Below are 18,587 nucleotides of genomic sequence, written 5' to 3' on the forward strand. Positions count from 1 at the left end.
CTTCCTTGATATTTAAGTTTTTTATGTTTTTATACTCATATTGAGTATCAAGTGTTCAAAAAAATTTCTTTTAAATCTTTCCCAAAATACTCAGCTATTGCAAGTGCTTCTTTTATTGTAAACCTTCTAGCTCCATTCTCTTTACTTGCATATGTTGTTATCTTCATTCCAATGTTGTCTGCTACATCTCTCTGTCTTAAATTTTTTTCTTTTCTAAGTTCTTTTAAAGTATAATTTTTCACTTCTTATCACCTCTCAATTCCGCGTTTTGAGTATTGGTATATTTATATATTAATACGCAATTTGCGTATTGTCAATACTCTTTTACAAAAAAAATTCATTTTGCGTAATTAATACACAAAACGCGTATTTTGTAGTAAAATAACGATTAAGATTAATATGACGGGGGAATATAAAATGTATTATGAAGAAAATGTCTTTGCTAAAAGATTAAGAGATGCTAGAGAAGAACTTGGTTTAATGCAAAAAGAAATGGCTAACAAGTTAAATATGCCAGTTACAACTTATAATGGTTATGAAACTGGAAAAAGAAGCCCTTCTTTAGATATTGTTAAGCATATAGCTGATATGTTAGATATATCAACTGATTATTTGCTAGGAAGAACTAATATAAAAATTAATATTTCTAATTTGAAGGAAGAAGAACTAATAGAAAAATTAAATCCAACTGATGAAATGAGAGAATTATTAGAACATTTTAATAAACTTGATGAAGATTCTAAAGATAAAGCTTTAAAAATAGTTAAACTTTTTTCTGAAGAAAACAATTCTAAAATAAGCAAAAAATAATATTTTTATAAATAATTGAAAAAGAGGAACTAGTCCTCTTTTTTTATGTTGAGCAATATTTCTAACTCTTCTCTACATTCATTATATTTCACTTCATCCTTCTTTTTTAAATTTTCTAACCCTTCATAAAAAATTAATAGTTTACAGTAAATTTCTTCTTCCATACTATTATCCCCCATTATTCAGAACTTACGTTCTTATTTTTAGTTAAAAACTCCCAACAATTTTTAATAAAAACTATGTAATTATACCCTTTGATTTCTAGAAATGTTTTCCGACTATTCAGAATTGTCTTTGATAATTATCTTACTTACATAATAATACTTTTGTTAAATATATGCAATAAAAAAAGGGGAATTGTAACAAAAAAATCGAAATTTGTAGACAGTTGGTTATTTTTTCCATTCCTGTATATTATTAATCGTCTTTTTAATTATAATTTTTTGTATTTTCTTGTTTTTATAATATTTTTTATTATTTAATTTTAAAATCTTCGTTTTACTTTTTATACCATATAAATATAGTATTCTTTTCAAAACTATTTAATTCTATGTTTTTCCCAATATACATAGTATTTGTATGGAAGATTTTATATACTTAAATTATTATTATAAAGTAAAACAAAAATAAAAAAGGATAAACATGTTGAACATGTTTATCCTTTTTCCTTAAACATTAATAATTAAACTAGCTTGCATCTGACTTAGAACAATCTTTATCAAATATAATTTGTTTTGACATCTTATATATTATAAATAAAACAATGCCTAAAAATATAGAACCTGATATAGCTATAAAAGCTACTTTATTATCTAAATTCAAAATATCAGCTATAGCACTAAGGATATTGTAATTATCAATATTATATAATAAAAATACTATAAAAATTGAAACACTTGAAAAATAATTATAATAAAATAACAAAGGATGCCTATTTATTAAACAGTTTGATATTTTTCTATCTTCACAACCCTTGCATTCTTTTTTCTCCATATATATCTTACCATGAACTAACTTTGATACTATATAGAGCAACATATAAATAACATTAAACATTATAAAACCAATCGTAAGTAGCACAAAGATTAATCTATATTTACTTACATTATCCATATTGTTTAACGCACTTCCTATTAAGCTCATGCCTCCAAGAAATGCGATTATGACAGCTGCAAATATACTTAGAATACTTATAAATTCACTCTGTGATTTTGAAACCCGTTCCTCACACTCTTTTACTGCCATCACATAATTTTGTATCTCAGACCTCATATTATTATTTGTTTCTTTTGTATTTTTACTTTCATTTCTTAGAGATTCCATTTCTTTAGCTCTAGGAATCTCTAACAAAATATGATTTAATATATGAACTAAAATATCATCAATATCCCCTTCATTGGTTTCCATATAAAGTAAAGTGTTTATTTGTAAATTATCTCTACTATCAACGCCTAAAACTTTTATATATTCTAATATAAAACTGTACCTAATACTATTTCCATCCAGTTCAATCTTCTTTAGCTGTTCTAATTTTCCTTTTTCTAACTTTTTTAATACTAGCTCCACTTGCTCATCAGATACAAACTTCATTGTTCCTCCTAATGCTTTTCGAACCAATCCTTTAAATCCCAAATTGATATTTCCTCATTTCGACCTCTCATATAACTATATTTCCATGGGTCTTCTGAGTGAGTTTGCTCTACAATATCCCATACATCTTTATATACTAACGATTCCACAATTTTATTTATAAATATTTCATCGTTTTCATTAAACAAATTAAAATCTATAGGTTTTATATTTTTTATTGCCTTACTATTGTATTCTCCAAACTCAAAATATACATCTGGAACTACTGGACCATAATCCCAGGCCTCTATCCTATTATAAAAAAGAGGTTTTCTAAAATTGGCTACATATTTTCCTTGTACATAATATAGTATCTTTTGTAATTTCAAATTACTTATAGGATGATTGCATGCATTTTCGCAATACCATAAGATATATTTAGCAACCTCTATAGCACTACAATTTACGTTAAACATATAAAACACCTCCGCTCGTATTCATTATTAAATAATATTTGTAAAATTATATTATTTATACTAAGTTTATATTATTTGAATAAAATGTCATAATAGCGGTTCTATGTCTATAGAATTATTATAGCATAAAATTTCCACTTTTACTTATTCTAATCAAATATATGTCAAAAAATACCATATACTTTGTGCTTTTTAAAATATAGATATAAATTAGTATATACTTCTTTATATTCAAAATCGTCGTAACATTATACAAGAACTGTTTCGATAATGACCAAGTATTTCTATTTAATAATCATAAAATTGTTTATCACGTACATACGTTCGATAACATTGTACAATATATCTTGTTTTATCAATTTAAAAACAAATACATCAATCTAACACAGTTAAGTATCCTTTTTGTAACATAAGTATAACACACTAAAAGCTCAAAAACTACTATATTTGTAAAATTTTATATAATACAATACAATATGCACGTATAGTTTTAATTCTCTTAATTGTTAAAATACACCTTAATAATTTTACACTAAGCTTTCTTTTCATTCTTTAAAATATTTATCTTCTCATCAATTGACACGTATATAAATACGTGTTATAATATAATTGTAAGGAGGGAATATGAAATCTTATTCTTCAAGAGAAATTTTAAAAATACTTAATGCAGATGGATGGTATGAAGTAAATTGTGTTGGTGACCACCACCAATTTAAACATCCTACCAAAAAAGGTAAAGTTACAGTACCACATCCAAACAAGGATTTGGCTATCAGAACTGTAAAAAGTATTTTTAAACAAGCTGGGATTAATGTTAGTTAATCCCTTCTCTCCTTGCAAAACCTTTAAAGGAGTTGATAAAATGAAAAAAGATATATATGTGTACCCTGCTATACTAAGCTATGATAGCGATGGTATCTCTGTAGAATTTCCTGATTTGCCAGGTTGCCTTACATGTGCAGATACAACAGAAGAAGCCTTAAAAATGGCAAAAGAAGCTCTAGGGCTACATCTGTATGGCATGGAAGAAGACAATGACATAATTCCAAGTGCAACTACTATAGATAACTTAATTTTAGAGAAAAATCAAATACCAACTTTAATAGAGATATATATGCCTATTCACAGAAAAGCTATAGAAAATTACTCTGTTAAAAAAACTCTTACTATCCCACAATGGCTTAATAGAGAAGCTGAAAAAAATAAGGTTAATTTTTCTCAGATACTTCAAGAAGCTTTAAAAAATCATCTTAATATTCATTAGATATAATTAGAGCAGTCTAACTGCTCTTTTATATAAAACTTATAAAGGGAGTGTACATATGAATATAAAATCAGCTTTTATAAGAAAAAGAAGTGAAAAATTTCATGTATATGTGGAATATGTGGAAGAAGAAACTGGCAAAAAGAAACAGAAAAGTTATGGAAGTTATGAAAAGAAAAAGGATGCTGAAAAATATTTAATTGAAATAAAGTCTACTATAAACAATAATAAGTTTGTTGTTCCAAGCAAAACAACTCTTGTAGAAAGGTGTTATAAATACATAATGTCAAATGAAAAAAAATGGTCTCCTTATACAACTGTAAATAGAAAATCGTGGGTTAAAAATTATATAGAGACTTTTTTTAAAGATACAAGATTGATAGATGTGAATCCTAGCCTTCTTCAAATCTTTATAAATAAAAATTTTGACGGTTCTGCCTCATCAACTGCAAAAGTTAGATATAATTTTCTATCTTCTGTTTTAAAAGAGGCTTATCGACTAAAAGAAATATCTGAAAATCCTTGCGATTTTGTAAAATTGCCAACTCAAAATGTTCCATCTGAAATTGAAATATATAATAGAGAAGAAACACTATTGTTAATAGAGAAGTTAAAAAATAGTTTAATAGAAATGCCCATCCTCTTAATGTTGCTGTTAGGTTTAAGAATTGGAGAGGTCGCTGGTCTTAGATGGTCTGATGTTGATTTAGATAATAGTATAATAAATATTAATCAAATTCTCATATATGCAAATAGTAAAATAACTTTTAAAGAACCAAAAACTACAAAATCAAAAAGAACTTTATCAGCTCCAAACGAATTAATTGAAAAATTAAAAATAGAAAAATTAAAACAGAACAAAATGAAATTGCAAGGTACACTTGAAAATGAAAATAATTTAGTGTGTTTAAATACAAATTTAAATCCTTGGATACCAACAACATTAAGTAAAGCTTTTCATAACTTTATTAAAAGAAATAATTTAAGAAATATTAGAGTACATGATTTGAGACATACAAATGCAAGTTTGCTTTTGTTGGGGGGTACTAACATGAAAGTGGTTTCTGAAAGATTAGGTCATACAGATATAAAAATAACTATGAATAGATATTCTCATGTGCTTGAAGAAATGGACAAAGAAGCTTCTGACAATCTAAGCAAACTTCTATTTAAATAATGAAAACTGACTGTCAGTTAAATGTCAGTTAAACCTAAAAAATAGGTTTTGTCAGTTAAATGTCAGTCAGTTATTTTATAATAACTTATTTTAAATATCGCTAAAACTGCACGTTTTAACACTTATTTATGTTTGTTTATACGTATTTATTATTCCTTATTAAAGTAATACCCTGCTCCTCTTATTGTTATGATTTTTTGAGGATTTTTGTAATCTTTCTCTATTTTCTTTCTCAGTCCGTTCACTGCAACTACTACACTATAATTATCCTCTAGATAATCATTTAACCATACATGTTCATATATCTCTTTGGTAGTTAAGGTCTTTTCTGGATTCTCTATAAAATAGTTCAACAACTTATTTTCTGTTGGAGTTAATTTTATTATTTTATCTTCTAATTTTATTACTCCACTTGTTCTATTGTATTCTTCTAATCTTGTATTACTTTCATTGTTATTTATATATGAATTTACTCTTCTTAAAATTGCTTTTACCTTTGCATATAGTATTTCCAAATTTAAAGGTTTGATTAAATAATCATCACCACCAGAATTTAAAGCATTTAAAATACTTTGGTCTTCATTTATATAAGTCATATAAACAATCGGACACGTAGTTACATTTCTAATCTTTTTACATAAAGTCCATCCATCACCATCAGTTAAGATTATTTCTAAAAATATCAAATCGTATTTATTGCTAAATATTTTTCCAATAGCTTCTTCACAGTTATACGCCAAATCTACATTTATTCCTTTTTGCTCCAAGAAATTTTTTAATTCCTGGCAATTATTCTTGTCTCCATCTATTATTAATATCTTAGTTTGCATTATAATCACTCCTAAATATCATTATTCTTTTATATTAAATAACTATTTATTATAAAAAACATAAACTTAATTTTATTGTAAAAACAGTTCCTTTTCCCAACTCTGAATCTACAAAAATCTCTCCATCATGCTCTCTTATAATGGATTTAACAATATATAATCCTAACCCTTGACCTTTTGAAGTACTATTGTCCCTTTCTGTAAAGAATCGGTCAAATATCTTTGGTATATTTTCTGCTGGTATACCTTTACCATTATCAGAAATTTTAATAATTGCAAATCCATCTTCTTTATTCACTGACAAAATTATTTTCCCATCAAATGAAGTAAAGCTCAAAGCATTATAAATTAAATTTTCAAATGCTCTAGCCAATCTTTCTTTATTTACTTTTGCATATATTTTTTTATCTAATATATAAACTTCAAAATTTACACCACATGCTTGTGTATCTGGTAAATTATTTTCATATACCTCTTTAATAAAATCATTCAGACATATTTTTTCACTAAGACCAATTTTTTTATCTTGTAATGTAAATTCTTGTAAACTACGTACTCTATTTTGAACTTCATTTGATTTTTGGTTTATTGCATAAAGATAGGTTCTTGTCTCCTCATCTACATGAATATTCCCCACCTTTATTAAATCTATAAATGCCTGTATAGCTGAAACAGGTGCCTTTAAATCATGTGCTACATCTGCCAAGAATTTTTTACGTTCATTTAATAGTGTTGTAAGTTCATTAGTTCTTACTTCAACTTCATGCTCAAGATTTTGTGTGAGTTTTTCATTTTCTTTTATTATTATTCTATTTCTATTTATCATCATAATAGAAAATAAAATAACTATTAAAAAACCACAGTATTCTGTTTGCCATCCTGTAAATATAGGTTCAAACCTATTACTAGTCACTACATCAAATAATATACTGACACCAAACACTATGTTTGCTGAAACTAAAATATAGGAGCTTAATTGCTCAAAGTATGTTTTTTTATAAATTGAAACTATTGAAGACATCAATATATAAATAAATACAACATATTTATATATGTCTATTAATTTTCCATAGATATTAACAAAGTATATATCATATGGAAGAAGAATAACTGGTATCACAATGGATATGATACACATAGTAATTCCTAATGGTAAAATTAAAAATCTATATACTTTATTTCTTTCAATTTTGGATATATTTCCATTTATACAAATAATACATAAAACTGCTATAAAGTATGATGAATCTTCAACTGCATATGTAAAGTTCACTAAAGGAAGCCCCATTAAATGTATAAAAGGATATGACACGTGTATAGCAAAAAAAATACACATACATCCAAAGTATAAATATAGCTTGCTTTGTTTTGAAAGTACCCAAACAGCTAGAGAAAATATAGCTATTGCAATAGTTGTAAAACAAATAACACTATAAAAAACTAATCTATAAAATATCATATTACTTACATCTTTTGTTTTTCCTAATGCAGGTGGATAATACAAACCGCTATAATAATGTGAGAAATTGGACACATTGATTATAATTTCTGTATCTTTCTTTGCAACAAAACTTACTACTGTGTTTTTAATTTTAGGTCTATATCTTTCTGTACCTATATCTCCTAACTTAGAGACTATTTCACCATTTATCCAAACTTCACTTGAACAAAAGATTTCTGGAAGTTCTAGGCTTAGTACTTTGTCTTTACCTTCATTTTTTATCCTCATGCGATAAGTTGCATTTCCATATGGCGATTGTTTTTCTTTTCTCATGGAAAAATCTGGATATTGTCCTATAAAAATGTATTCTGGTTTTATATCTTTCTCTCTAAAATCTTTTGGCTTAAATATCTTATGGTTATAAAATTCCCAATCATCTATTAGAAAAACAAGTTTATTTTTAGAAAAAGTATCCTCATCTATAGTTAAAATTCCATCACTTGCTCTAATAGACTTATATGTATATTTATTATCATACTTATAAAGAAAATTTAATCCTATTATTGCCAACAGAGAGACTATCAATACAATGAGAGTTCCTTTTAGTACATTAGACTTTTTCATTGCATTAACCACATCTCTTTCTTTTGTAGTAATATTAAATGATAAGATAAGAACTATTTATTGCTTACATTATCTTGCTTATGGTACAAACTTATATCCTTTACCCCACACGGTTTGAATATATTGATGCTCTCTGCTTAAAGAATTAATTTTTTTCCTCATCTGTGCAATATGAACTTGTACAGTATGTTGATCTCCAACATCAGGCATTTTCCAAACTTGATTATATATCTCTATTTTTGAAAATACTTGTTCTTTATTTTCAGCTAAAAATAATAGTATTTCAAACTCCATGGTGGTTAAGTCAATACCCTTTTCATCAAAGGTTACTTTTCTTGAATTTACATTTATTACTAAGGATGAAAACTTTAACACATTAGGAACTGATGTAATGTTTTTATATTGCCTCATCCGAGCATAGATTCTAAGTTCAAGTTCTTTTAAGCTATATGGCTTTGTTATATAATCATCTCCTCCAGATAAAAAACCTTGAACTCTTTCCTCTTCATGTTCGTAATTAGATAAAAATATTATAGGTATGTTAACCTTTTCTTTTATAGCATTACATATTTTATATCCATCTGAATCTGGTAGTGCAATATCTAGTATTATACAGTCTAAAACTATACTTTCTACTATCTTCATTGCACGTTTAGCAGTCTCTGCTGTGTATACGTTAAAACCTATGTTAGAAAAATAAATTTGATTTATGTTTAAAATATCAACATCATCATCTACAACTAATAAGTTATACATTACACCACTCCATTCAAAAATATTTTAATCATAATCTAAAGTTATAAGTATTACAAATTATAATGTTTTACCTCTTAATCTAACTAATATTATTATTTTATAATATCTTTACAAACTAGACTATAAAACTTAAGTATTTTTGAATAATTCTTGAACATTGTCTTAAATATTAAGCATTCATTATTAAATACTAATCAAAGTCTCCGATTGTTGGAAAATGGAACTTAAAATCATTATATCTCATATATATACGATATTTATAGAAACTTGTCCATTAGCCAGTTTGAGTATTGATTTATACGATTTATATGGTTATAATATAAAATAAATTGTATTATTTTGGTAAGTACATTGTTATAAAAAAATTATATTATGTATTTTAATTGATTATAAAATTATTATATCTTCGTTATAATTGCATTATATTTTTTAAAAAATTTCCCTTTTCCAACAAAGGGCTACTTTGGCTAAATATAGCCATTTATATATATAAGTAAAGTTATTAAAGCTTATAATTTTCAAATTTCATATCAACTATGTTAAATTTAAAACAAAAAAAAGGCTATGTAATATAAAATTATATTCATAGCCGGTTGCACCACTAACTCCATATACCTCTAGATGCCCAATAATAAGATATACTTCTCAGTTTCTAAAATATTTTCATTAAACTTGTTTAAATTGTTCTGATAAATTTCATTTCTATTCTAACATTGTAATATTATCTTGTCAATATTTACATATTTTTTAAATATAATGTACTAACTATATATATTTTTTATTTAAAAATGTTTATAGTTCTATCATCAATAATAGACAATACCCTGCAAGTTATAGTAGCATTTTTATAAGCTGACTTTGCAGGGTATCATATATTTTTTTATGTTAAGTTTTTATCTTAATAATTAGCTTTATCTTATTGATTAACTTTAATGAATCCTTTTTCTGAAACAAGTGCTTGTCCTTCATCACTCAATATATAGTCTATCAAAGCCTTACCTTTTTCTGATAATTTATCTTCTTTATTAACTAATATAAATGGTCTTGATATTGGATATTTATTAGCTATTACATTGGCATCAGTTGCATCAACATCATTTACTTTTAAACTATTTACTTTCTCATCAACATATCCAAATGATATATATCCTATAGCATTTTTATTTCCTTCAACTGTAGTTTTTATATTTCCTGAACCATCACTTATTTGTGCATCTTTAGTCAATTCTTCTGACTTGAATCCTACAATTTCTTGGAATCCATCTCTAGTTCCTGAACCTTCTTCTCTTGATACTATTACTATTGGTTCATCATTTCCATTAACTTCTTTCCAGTTAGTTATCTTTCCTGTGTATATACCTTTTATTTGGTCCATTGTAAGATTTTTTACTGGGTTGTCTTTATTAGTTATTAATGCTATACCGTCTATTGCTATCTTAGTTTCCTTCAATCCAGCACTTTTTTCTTCATCTTTTAAATCTCTTGAACTCATACCTATTTCAGACGTTCCTTCTATTGCATTTTTTATACCTCCAGAAGAACCAATTTGTTGTACTTCTACACTAACACCTTGATTTTTTTCCTGAAACTTCTCTCCAATAGTTTCCATAAGAGGCCCTATTGAAGTTGAACCTGAAACAGAAACTTTATTTGAATCTCCTGAACCTCCAGAGTCAGAACCACATCCTACTGCTAAGACTCCAACCAACATTGTACTAGCTAAAAGAACTCCTATTTTCTTTTTGAACATTTTACTTACCCCCGCTTATATTTTAATTTTTTTGTTTTCATATTTGCTATATTTTAATAATACATATTTTTTGTTAAGTGAATATTAGAGCGAGGTTAAGTAAATGTAAATATTGTTAAATGCATGTAAAAATTTAATTTTATATAGTATATTTAAAATTAGATTAATTTTTTTAAGTGTTTTCCAATCAACACTAGTATAATACATCATATAATATTCTTATAATTTTTTATCTAAGCTATTAATTTATCATATTTTATAATTCTTTTTCTAATTTATTAACCAAACTAGCAAACACATTTAAAGCTTCTTCTATAGATTGTTTTTTCGTCATATCTACACCAGCAGATTTCAATTGTTCTAAAGGATACTCTGACCCTCCACTTTTTAAGAAGTTTATATATCTATCTACAGCTTTACTACCTTCTGAAAGTATCTGTTGACTTAATGCACTTGCAGCAGAAAATCCTGTAGCATACTTATACACATAAAAATTTGAATAAAAATGTGGAATTCTTGCCCACTCTATCCCTATTTGCTCATCTACTATTGCAGATTTTCCATAATACTTCTCATTTAATTTATAGTATATATCAGTAAATTCATCAGCAGTAAGTGGCTCTCCACTTTCTACTCTTTCATGTACAATTTTTTCAAATTCAGCAAACATAGTTTGTCTATAAACAGTAGTCCTAAATTGCTCTAAATAATAATTTAATAGATATATAGTTTCATCTTTAGACTTAGAATTTTCTAATAAATAATTTATAAGAAGTAATTCATTTAATGTAGATGCAACTTCTGCAACAAATATTTTATAATCTGAATATAAAAATGGCTGACTTGTTCTCGAATAATGGCTATGGACAGAATGACCTAATTCATGAATTAATGTAAATAGAGAGTTAAGGTCATTTTTATAACTCATTAATATATAAGGATGTGAATCATAGCTTCCCCAAGAGTAAGCTCCTCCTTTTTTACCTTCATTATCATATACATCAATCCAACCTTCTTCAAATGCATTTTTTATAACTTTTAAGTATTCTTCTCCTAAAGGCTTAAGTGCCTCTAATATAATGCTCTGTGCTTTTTCATAAGGTATATCCATATCAAATTTATCAGTTAGAGGAACATATAAGTCATACATGTGTATTTCATTTAATCCCAAGAACTTCTTTTTAAGTTCAACATACTTATTCAAAGTAGGAATACTTTCATCTATTGCTGATATAAGATTATTATAAACCTCTAGGCTTACATCATCTGAAAATAGCGATGCTTCTATTGCTGAATTATATTTTCTAGTTTTTGCATAAAATATCTCTGACTTTATTCCACCATAAAGTGTTGAAGCAAATGTGTTTTTATATTTTCCATAAGTAGAAAATTCTCCTTCAAAAGCTTCTTTTCTAACTCTTCCATTTTTACTTTTTATAAATAGAGAATAGTTTGAATGAGAAAGTTTAACCTTATTACCTTTTTCATCCTCTATCTCAGGAAATTCCATATCTGCATATGCTAACATATCATATACATTTTCTGGAACTGTTGATAATTCAGATGTAGCTGCAAGTATCTCTTCTTCTTTTTCACTCAAAGTATGAGGCTTATCTCTCAATATATCTTTTATATATTTTGTATAAAATGATAACTTCTCATCCTTCAAATATTCATTTAATCTGTCTTCTTCTATGGACAGTATTTCTGGAACTATATAAGAAGTAGCCACTCCTAAATCAGTTGATAACATTTCTGTCTTAGTGGCTCTTCCTTGATTATCATTGATTCTAGTATCTTCATGTTGCTTCATATGAGTATATACATATAGATTCTGGATGATTCTAGATGCATTTTCAGAGATACTTAATACTTTGTATAAATTTTCCTTACTCTCAGAAAATTTACCTTTGTATTCTTTTACTTCTTGAATAAGATTTTTTACTTTACTTATGTCTTTTTCAATATCTTCTTTAGTAGAGTACATCTTATCTATTTTCCATTTGTATTTTTCTTCTATCGTACTTCTATCAGTTCCCATATTATACACCTCTATTTTAATTCATTTTTATATTTTATTTACTTTACAAAATATATTGTATATATTTTAGTCCAAATAATCTACATTTATTACTCCTTCTATCATATTTATTTCTTTCATAACATCATGTAAGTGTATTCTCTTATCATAAGATATAAAAAAGTTTACTTTCCAATATTCTTCACTACGACATTCTATTTCCATATTCCTTACAATAAGTTGATTTTTTTCAAATTTATCATATAAAAAAGGTATTGAATCTAAATTATTTATTTTTAATATCAATACATTTTTTTCTTGACTAAATAGAAATGTATTTAGTATCCTAAGCACAAATAATGCTATCATTACGAACAACCATCCTAAAATTGCTAGCTCATAATAACCATAACCAACTGCTATACCAATACATGCAGTCGCCCACATACCAGCAGCTGTAGTAAGCCCCTTCACTCCACCTTTGTTCTTTAGAATTGCTCCTGCACCTAAAAAACCAATTCCAGACAACACTTGAGCAGGCATTCTTGCTGGGTCAGCATTTGTATATAAACTATAGTCAGACAATAACTGGATTGAAGTTATTGAGGTAATACAAGAACCTATTGCTATTAATATATGTGTTCTAAATCCTGCAAATTGCCTTATCTTTTCTCTCTCTAGTCCTATTATTCCTCCTATAACTAATGCTAATAATAATCTTATTGCTATCTCCTTAGTTCCTATATCGCCCATAATATAAAACCTCCTGACCCAATTATAATTTATATCATATAAATAACTTCTACATCATATCATACAGATAATTTCTATATCAGAAATAACATCTTATACATTAATATTATTATTAGTATATGATAAATAGTAATATCTGTTAATTTTTAATACAAAAAAACCCACAACTGTGGGCTATTTGCTTAAGTACATGTATTTATTTATTAATATATCTATTTTCTTACTTGATTCTACGAGCTCTTCTTGAAATATTTCTGGATATTCTATGTATGTATTTATCTCTTCCCTAACTGCTTCAATTTCATTTTTTAACGCTTCTAATTCATTGTTCGCCATAATAATCACCACTATTACAAATTTGTATATTTTTATATACATTTTATCAAACAATATTATATTTTGTCAATATTATGTCAATAAAACTTACTATAAAAATGCTTTAATTTGGGCACCGTATACCTAGATACTAATCCTACAAACATACCCGTTACTAATGATGCCATTAACATAAATGGCAAGTATCCTATAGCAAGTATATTTTCTATTATTAAACTTGCAACTATTAATTGACCTATATTATGCCCTATTGCCCCTAAAATACTTATTCCTATCATTGATAATCCCTTTATTTTACTTGCTAAATACATAAATAAAAGGCTCAAATAAGCTCCTCCTATGCTAAATAAAAGATAAGATAGAGGACCTGCAAATATTGATGACAAAATTACCCTGATAGTAACAATTATAACAGTATCTCTGACACCTAACAACATTAATGAAATTAAAGTTATAATATTACTCAAACCCAATTTTGCTCCTGGAAATATAATTATAAGAGGGTTTGGTATATATGTCTCTAGTACATATAAGGCTAAACTGTATCCTATCATAAGACCTAAAAATGTCATTTTTCTAGTTTTCATTAAGTTAATTCCTCCAAATTTTATATATCATATTACATTATAATACAAAATATATAAAAACACCTAATTTAGACTAAAATATTCTATAATATATTTAAAGTAAATATCATCAATTTGAACTTGTAATTCCCCCTATAATCCTTGACTTTTTGTATCATACTTGTTACAATTTTAATGATAATGAATTTCATTAGGAGGTGTTAATAATGACTGTTTACGATTTGAAAATAGGAGAAAAAGGACTTATTAATAATATAGATGGAGATATTAAATTATCTAAAAGATTACTTGCACTTGGATGTATAAATAGTACTGAAATAGAAGTTAAAAAAGTTGCTCCATTTGGAGACCCAATTATAATTAGATTTAGAGGATTTGACTTAGCTATTAGAAAATCTGATGCTAAAAATATTTCTTTACAATAATAGAGGAGGAGCTACCTGTGATTAATGTAGCATTATTAGGAAACCCGAATGTTGGTAAGACTACTGTTTTTAACCTGCTTACAGGCTCAAATCAGTATGTTGGTAACTGGCCTGGTGTTACTATTGAGAAAAAAGAAGGATTTATTGGGAAAGAAATAAAGGTTGTAGATTTACCTGGTATATATGCAATGGATACTTTCTCAAATGAAGAAAAGGTTTCTAAGTCATATTTAGAAAATGAAGATGTTGATGTAATAGTGAATGTAGTAGATGCTTCTAACTTATCAAGAAATCTCTACTTAACAACTCAACTTATGCAATTTAATAAACCTATAGTTATACTGCTTAACATGTTAGATATTGCAGAATCTAAGGGTGTTAATATAGATGATAAAAAATTAAGTGAAGAACTTGGAGTAATTGTTGTTCCAATCATTGCAAAAAAGAAAGATGGCGTAGAAAAAATAGAATCAGAAATTAAAGATGCTACTAAAAAATCATTTAAATATCGAACAGACTTTGGAAGCGAAACAGAAACGTATAAGAAGTTAGAATCTATCTTATCAAGATGTACAAAGACTACATATACACACAAAAAATCTATCAGTGATAAAATAGACAATATAGTTTTAAATCCTATATTAGCCTATCCAATATTCATTGGTGTATTGTTTCTTTTATTTAAGTTCACCTTTGATTGGGTTGGAGGACCACTTCAAGAGGGCTTTGCAGGCCTTATAGAAGCTTATATCTCTACACCCGTTAGTGATATGTTAGCTAACTCTAGCCCGTGGTTTAAATCACTTATTGTTGATGGAATAATTGGAGGTGTTGGTGGTACTTTACCATTCTTCCCTTTAATATTTACATTATTCTTTGGTATATCTCTATTTGAAGATAGTGGATATATGTCAAGAACAGCATTTTTGATGGATAAGGTTATGAGAAAGGTTGGTCTATCTGGTAAAGCTTTTATACCCATAGTTATGGGTATGGGATGTTCTTCTCCTGCTATAATGGCAACTAGAACACTAGAAAGTGAAAAAGACAGAAGAGTTACAGCTCTTATTGCACCACTTATGACTTGTGGAGCAAAGCTACCTATATATGCATTATTTGTAGCTATATTTTTCCCACACAATGCTGCTTTAGTAACTACATCATTATACTTGGTCGGTATCATTATGGCAATTGTGGTTGCACTAGTTTTAAATAAAACAGCTTTTAAGACAGAGGCTGAACCATTTATATTAGAGTTACCAGAATATAGAATACCTACTATAGACGCACTTATTAAAAATACTTGGAATAAATCAAAAGGGTTTTTAATAAGAGTAGTTACTGTAATGTTTGCAATGTCAGTTGTTATTTGGGGACTTTCTTCATTTAATGTATTTGGATTTACAGAAGATATAAATGTAAGCTTTTTAGCTACTATAGGTCATATTATATCTCCTATATTTAAACCTCTTGGTTTTGATGACTGGAGAACTTCAGTTGCTATCTTAAGTGGTCTTGGAGCAAAAGAAATCGTGGTAAACTCTTTGAATATACTATATGGTAATTTGACTGTTGTATTACCAACAATATTTAATGGTGTTACTGCATATACATTCTTAATATTTACAGCTCTATATACTCCATGTATAGCTGCTCTTGCAACTATGAAAAAAGAATATGGAAATAAAATGATGTTTACATCATTTGCATATCAGTTTATATTAGCATGGATAATGGCTTTTATAGTTAAAAGTATTGGTGGAGTATTATTTATGGGAAATTCAATAGTGGAAGCTTTAATCGGCGGAATAATCATAGTTCTTGCATTTTTAATTTTATTTAATAAATTTAAATCTACCAAAAATGGAAATAGCTGTAGTGGATGTTCTGGTTGTTCTGGATGTCCAAGTACTAATTCTTGCTCAGGTGAGGAAAACAGTAATAAAAAAAGTAGTACACACTAATATGTAAATATTTTAATTTAAAAATAAATTTAAAGAGCTATCTTTCAAAAATAGTTCTTACAAAAATCTTGTTATAACAATATAGAAGCTATCACACAAACAAATGTAAATTGTTGTGTAATAGCTTCTTTTTTACTTATTTAGTCTCTTATTTACTTATTTAGCCTCTTATTACCTAACTTCATGTTCAACTCCCTATGTTTCTACAAATCAATCTTCTTTTGTTTTTACCTCATATGTTTCTTCACCATCATATAATTCTTTGAATAATTTTGCAGTTTTTTTACCTGCTTTTGCATAAGCTTTTCCAACTTCAACACCAGTTTCATGGTATGCTTTCCCAATTTTTTTAGAAGAAGATACTATATTTTCTATTTCTTTTTTTATACTATTCATATAAAATTCCACCTTTCCAAAAACTTGATTTTTATTTTAGATAGAGTATACTATTATATAATATTATACACAATGTATAAATTATAAATATTTTGTATAGTTCTATACAAATTAAATAAATTTTGTATGAATTTATACATATATCAAAAAATTATTGGAGATAATTAGAAGATGAAAAAAGAAAGAAGAGATATAAGAAAATCAAAAGAAGCAATAAAGCAAGCATTTATTAAACTAAGTATAAATAGTGATATTAGTAAAATTACTGTGAAAGAAGTTTTAGAATTAGCTGATGTAAGTAGAGGAACATTTTATGCACACTTTAAAGATATTTATGATGTTCAAGAACAAATAGAAGAAGAGCTATTCAATAAATGTATAAGTCTAATGAAGGAAAGTAATATTTATGATATTGTTGAAAATCCATATCCTCAAATTTTAGAAATTGTTACCTTTTTCCAAGAACATGCAAACACAATTAAAAATTTATCTTGTAATGGTAAAAGTACATCCTTTTTTTATAAATATAAAGAAATACTGAAAAAAGGCATTCAAGAAAGTAGTCATACAATAGAAGATAAAGAAACAGTTGATATTTTGGATGCTTGTATTATAGGAGGAATTATAGATGGCTGTTTAGAAATGATTTCTAAAGAATATAGTGGAAATAATTCAGAAACAGCAGAAAAAACTGCAAAAATTATTAGTATATTTATTACAAAAGGTATGCATGGGCTGAAAAATAAAATATAAAATAAAAATTCCTATGGTATCATTAAAAAACCATAGGAATTTTTATTAATTATGGTTATAATTATTAATTAATTAGAACCATAAACTTCTTCTTTTGTATAACATTTGCTATCAATTAGTATCTTATCTAAATTTTCTTTTATAACCAAGCGTCCAATAATAAGACTCGCTGATATTGGTTTTTCACTACCATTATCCAAAGTGTCAGTATAGTTAATTCTTTCTCCTCTAGCCACGTAATAGGCTTCATTTATAGCGGTTTATGCTAATACCTTTCCGTCCATATATAGTACTTGATTGTGTTCCTGCAATGATTTGTTTCACTGCTTCTAACTGGGCATCCATATCTGTAGTATCTTTAGGTCTTATAATTAAGACATATATACTACTGTCAATTAGCTCTATGTACACTTCATTTTGTGTTTTTCTATCTTTAATAGAACTAAGACATATATCAATTTCAACACCAAGTTCTTTTGCTAGTTTTTCCATATATCAAAAACCGTTAAAATAATAGATTCTATTGGCTATTTATATAAATATTTTATTTTAAAATAAAATTCATATTATCAAACTAATATTTAAAAAGATTAATACATATCTATATAATCTGTAAAAAATCAATATGAAGATTACTTCTTTTTTATTTAGTAGAA

General features: G+C 26.7%; 22 protein-coding genes and 1 riboswitch. Of the genes, 7 read left to right on the forward strand and 15 right to left on the reverse strand.

What is annotated here, in order from left to right; all coding sequences use genetic code 11:
• Nucleotides 1-47 precede the first annotated feature (47 nt).
• Nucleotides 48-242 (reverse strand): helix-turn-helix transcriptional regulator, encoded by a 195-nt coding sequence (locus tag IC173_RS11940; protein ID WP_196337413.1) that lies wholly within the window; start codon nucleotides 240-242, stop codon nucleotides 48-50.
• 175 nt (nucleotides 243-417) lie between these two features.
• Between IC173_RS11940 and IC173_RS11945 the strand changes: the two genes are divergently transcribed.
• Nucleotides 418-810: a helix-turn-helix domain-containing protein gene (locus tag IC173_RS11945; RefSeq protein WP_227831654.1), complete on the forward strand. Its 393-nt coding sequence runs from the start codon at nucleotides 418-420 to the stop codon at nucleotides 808-810.
• 29 nt (nucleotides 811-839) lie between these two features.
• Here the strand turns inward: IC173_RS11945 and IC173_RS20750 are convergent, their stop codons facing one another.
• The 3 genes from IC173_RS20750 to IC173_RS11955 all read right to left on the reverse strand — a co-directional run bounded on the left by IC173_RS20750 (nucleotide 840) and on the right by IC173_RS11955 (nucleotide 2,855).
• Nucleotides 840-974, reverse strand: coding sequence for a hypothetical protein (locus IC173_RS20750; RefSeq protein ID WP_255613035.1), 135 nt, complete (start codon nucleotides 972-974; stop codon nucleotides 840-842).
• Nucleotides 975-1,497: 523 nt separating this feature from the next.
• Nucleotides 1,498-2,442, reverse strand: coding sequence for a hypothetical protein (locus IC173_RS11950; RefSeq protein WP_227482725.1), 945 nt, complete (start codon nucleotides 2,440-2,442; stop codon nucleotides 1,498-1,500).
• The gene (locus IC173_RS11955; RefSeq protein WP_227482726.1) at nucleotides 2,409-2,855 is read right to left on the reverse strand and encodes a type II toxin-antitoxin system antitoxin SocA domain-containing protein; all 447 of its coding nucleotides are present in this window, start codon (nucleotides 2,853-2,855) and stop codon (nucleotides 2,409-2,411) included. The genes IC173_RS11950 and IC173_RS11955 overlap by 34 nt, the downstream gene beginning before the upstream one ends.
• Before the next feature lie 624 nt (nucleotides 2,856-3,479).
• Here IC173_RS11955 and IC173_RS11960 point away from each other — a divergent pair.
• The 3 genes from IC173_RS11960 to IC173_RS11970 are packed head-to-tail and all read left to right on the forward strand — an operon-like array spanning nucleotide 3,480 to nucleotide 5,296.
• Nucleotides 3,480-3,677 (forward strand): type II toxin-antitoxin system HicA family toxin, encoded by a 198-nt coding sequence (locus IC173_RS11960; protein WP_227855630.1) that lies wholly within the window; start codon nucleotides 3,480-3,482, stop codon nucleotides 3,675-3,677.
• Nucleotides 3,678-3,717: 40 nt separating this feature from the next.
• A complete protein-coding gene (locus tag IC173_RS11965; RefSeq protein WP_227855631.1) occupies nucleotides 3,718-4,119 on the forward strand; it encodes a type II toxin-antitoxin system HicB family antitoxin in 402 nt (133 codons plus the stop codon).
• Nucleotides 4,120-4,177: 58 nt separating this feature from the next.
• Complete coding sequence (locus tag IC173_RS11970; RefSeq protein ID WP_227836289.1) at nucleotides 4,178-5,296, forward strand: site-specific integrase; 1,119 nt, start codon at nucleotides 4,178-4,180, stop codon at nucleotides 5,294-5,296.
• Nucleotides 5,297-5,445: 149 nt separating this feature from the next.
• Here IC173_RS11970 and IC173_RS11975 read toward each other — a convergent pair whose 3' ends face one another.
• The 8 genes from IC173_RS11975 to IC173_RS12010 all read right to left on the reverse strand — a co-directional run bounded on the left by IC173_RS11975 (nucleotide 5,446) and on the right by IC173_RS12010 (nucleotide 14,393).
• Nucleotides 5,446-6,126 carry a response regulator transcription factor gene (locus IC173_RS11975; RefSeq protein ID WP_227433687.1) on the reverse strand — a complete coding sequence of 227 codons (681 nt, stop codon included), beginning with the start codon at nucleotides 6,124-6,126 and terminating at the stop codon, nucleotides 5,446-5,448.
• 49 nt (nucleotides 6,127-6,175) lie between these two features.
• Nucleotides 6,176-8,191 carry a sensor histidine kinase gene (locus tag IC173_RS11980; protein WP_227835081.1) on the reverse strand — a complete coding sequence of 672 codons (2,016 nt, stop codon included), beginning with the start codon at nucleotides 8,189-8,191 and terminating at the stop codon, nucleotides 6,176-6,178.
• A 78-nt stretch (nucleotides 8,192-8,269) separates the two neighbouring features.
• A complete protein-coding gene (locus tag IC173_RS11985) occupies nucleotides 8,270-8,947 on the reverse strand; it encodes a response regulator transcription factor (RefSeq protein ID WP_227433685.1) in 678 nt (225 codons plus the stop codon).
• Nucleotides 8,948-9,525: 578 nt separating this feature from the next.
• Nucleotides 9,526-9,609: riboswitch (cyclic di-GMP riboswitch) on the reverse strand.
• A 254-nt stretch (nucleotides 9,610-9,863) separates the two neighbouring features.
• Complete coding sequence (locus IC173_RS11990) at nucleotides 9,864-10,697, reverse strand: phosphate ABC transporter substrate-binding protein (protein ID WP_227433684.1); 834 nt, start codon at nucleotides 10,695-10,697, stop codon at nucleotides 9,864-9,866.
• 256 nt (nucleotides 10,698-10,953) lie between these two features.
• Nucleotides 10,954-12,738 carry an oligoendopeptidase F gene (gene pepF / locus IC173_RS11995; RefSeq protein WP_227433683.1) on the reverse strand — a complete coding sequence of 595 codons (1,785 nt, stop codon included), beginning with the start codon at nucleotides 12,736-12,738 and terminating at the stop codon, nucleotides 10,954-10,956.
• Between the two features lie 66 nt (nucleotides 12,739-12,804).
• Nucleotides 12,805-13,470 carry an MgtC/SapB family protein gene (locus IC173_RS12000; protein ID WP_227828304.1) on the reverse strand — a complete coding sequence of 222 codons (666 nt, stop codon included), beginning with the start codon at nucleotides 13,468-13,470 and terminating at the stop codon, nucleotides 12,805-12,807.
• A 174-nt stretch (nucleotides 13,471-13,644) separates the two neighbouring features.
• Nucleotides 13,645-13,806, reverse strand: coding sequence for an aspartyl-phosphate phosphatase Spo0E family protein (locus IC173_RS12005; protein WP_009891746.1), 162 nt, complete (start codon nucleotides 13,804-13,806; stop codon nucleotides 13,645-13,647).
• A 77-nt stretch (nucleotides 13,807-13,883) separates the two neighbouring features.
• Nucleotides 13,884-14,393: a Gx transporter family protein gene (locus IC173_RS12010; protein ID WP_227433681.1), complete on the reverse strand. Its 510-nt coding sequence runs from the start codon at nucleotides 14,391-14,393 to the stop codon at nucleotides 13,884-13,886.
• A gap of 206 nt (nucleotides 14,394-14,599) precedes the next feature.
• On the opposite strand from IC173_RS12010, the gene IC173_RS12015 reads away from it, so the two are divergent.
• Both IC173_RS12015 and feoB read left to right on the forward strand, forming a co-directional pair.
• Nucleotides 14,600-14,818 (forward strand): FeoA family protein, encoded by a 219-nt coding sequence (locus IC173_RS12015; protein WP_227433680.1) that lies wholly within the window; start codon nucleotides 14,600-14,602, stop codon nucleotides 14,816-14,818.
• Between the two features lie 17 nt (nucleotides 14,819-14,835).
• Nucleotides 14,836-16,782 carry a ferrous iron transport protein B gene (gene feoB / locus IC173_RS12020; RefSeq protein WP_227855632.1) on the forward strand — a complete coding sequence of 649 codons (1,947 nt, stop codon included), beginning with the start codon at nucleotides 14,836-14,838 and terminating at the stop codon, nucleotides 16,780-16,782.
• A gap of 210 nt (nucleotides 16,783-16,992) precedes the next feature.
• Here the strand turns inward: feoB and IC173_RS12025 are convergent, their stop codons facing one another.
• Nucleotides 16,993-17,178: a hypothetical protein gene (locus IC173_RS12025; protein WP_227433678.1), complete on the reverse strand. Its 186-nt coding sequence runs from the start codon at nucleotides 17,176-17,178 to the stop codon at nucleotides 16,993-16,995.
• Between the two features lie 171 nt (nucleotides 17,179-17,349).
• On the opposite strand from IC173_RS12025, the gene IC173_RS12030 reads away from it, so the two are divergent.
• Entirely contained in the window at nucleotides 17,350-17,931 is a 582-nt protein-coding gene (locus IC173_RS12030) for a TetR/AcrR family transcriptional regulator (protein ID WP_227855633.1), read from the forward strand.
• 68 nt (nucleotides 17,932-17,999) lie between these two features.
• Here the strand turns inward: IC173_RS12030 and IC173_RS12035 are convergent, their stop codons facing one another.
• Entirely contained in the window at nucleotides 18,000-18,167 is a 168-nt protein-coding gene (locus IC173_RS12035; protein WP_227433676.1) for a hypothetical protein, read from the reverse strand.
• A gap of 10 nt (nucleotides 18,168-18,177) precedes the next feature.
• Nucleotides 18,178-18,423: a hypothetical protein gene (locus tag IC173_RS12040; RefSeq protein ID WP_227481858.1), complete on the reverse strand. Its 246-nt coding sequence runs from the start codon at nucleotides 18,421-18,423 to the stop codon at nucleotides 18,178-18,180.
• Nucleotides 18,424-18,587: the final 164 nt, after the last annotated feature.

It is taken from the genome of Clostridioides sp. ES-S-0048-02, assembly GCF_020658495.1.
Taxonomy (GTDB): domain Bacteria; phylum Bacillota; class Clostridia; order Peptostreptococcales; family Peptostreptococcaceae; genus Clostridioides.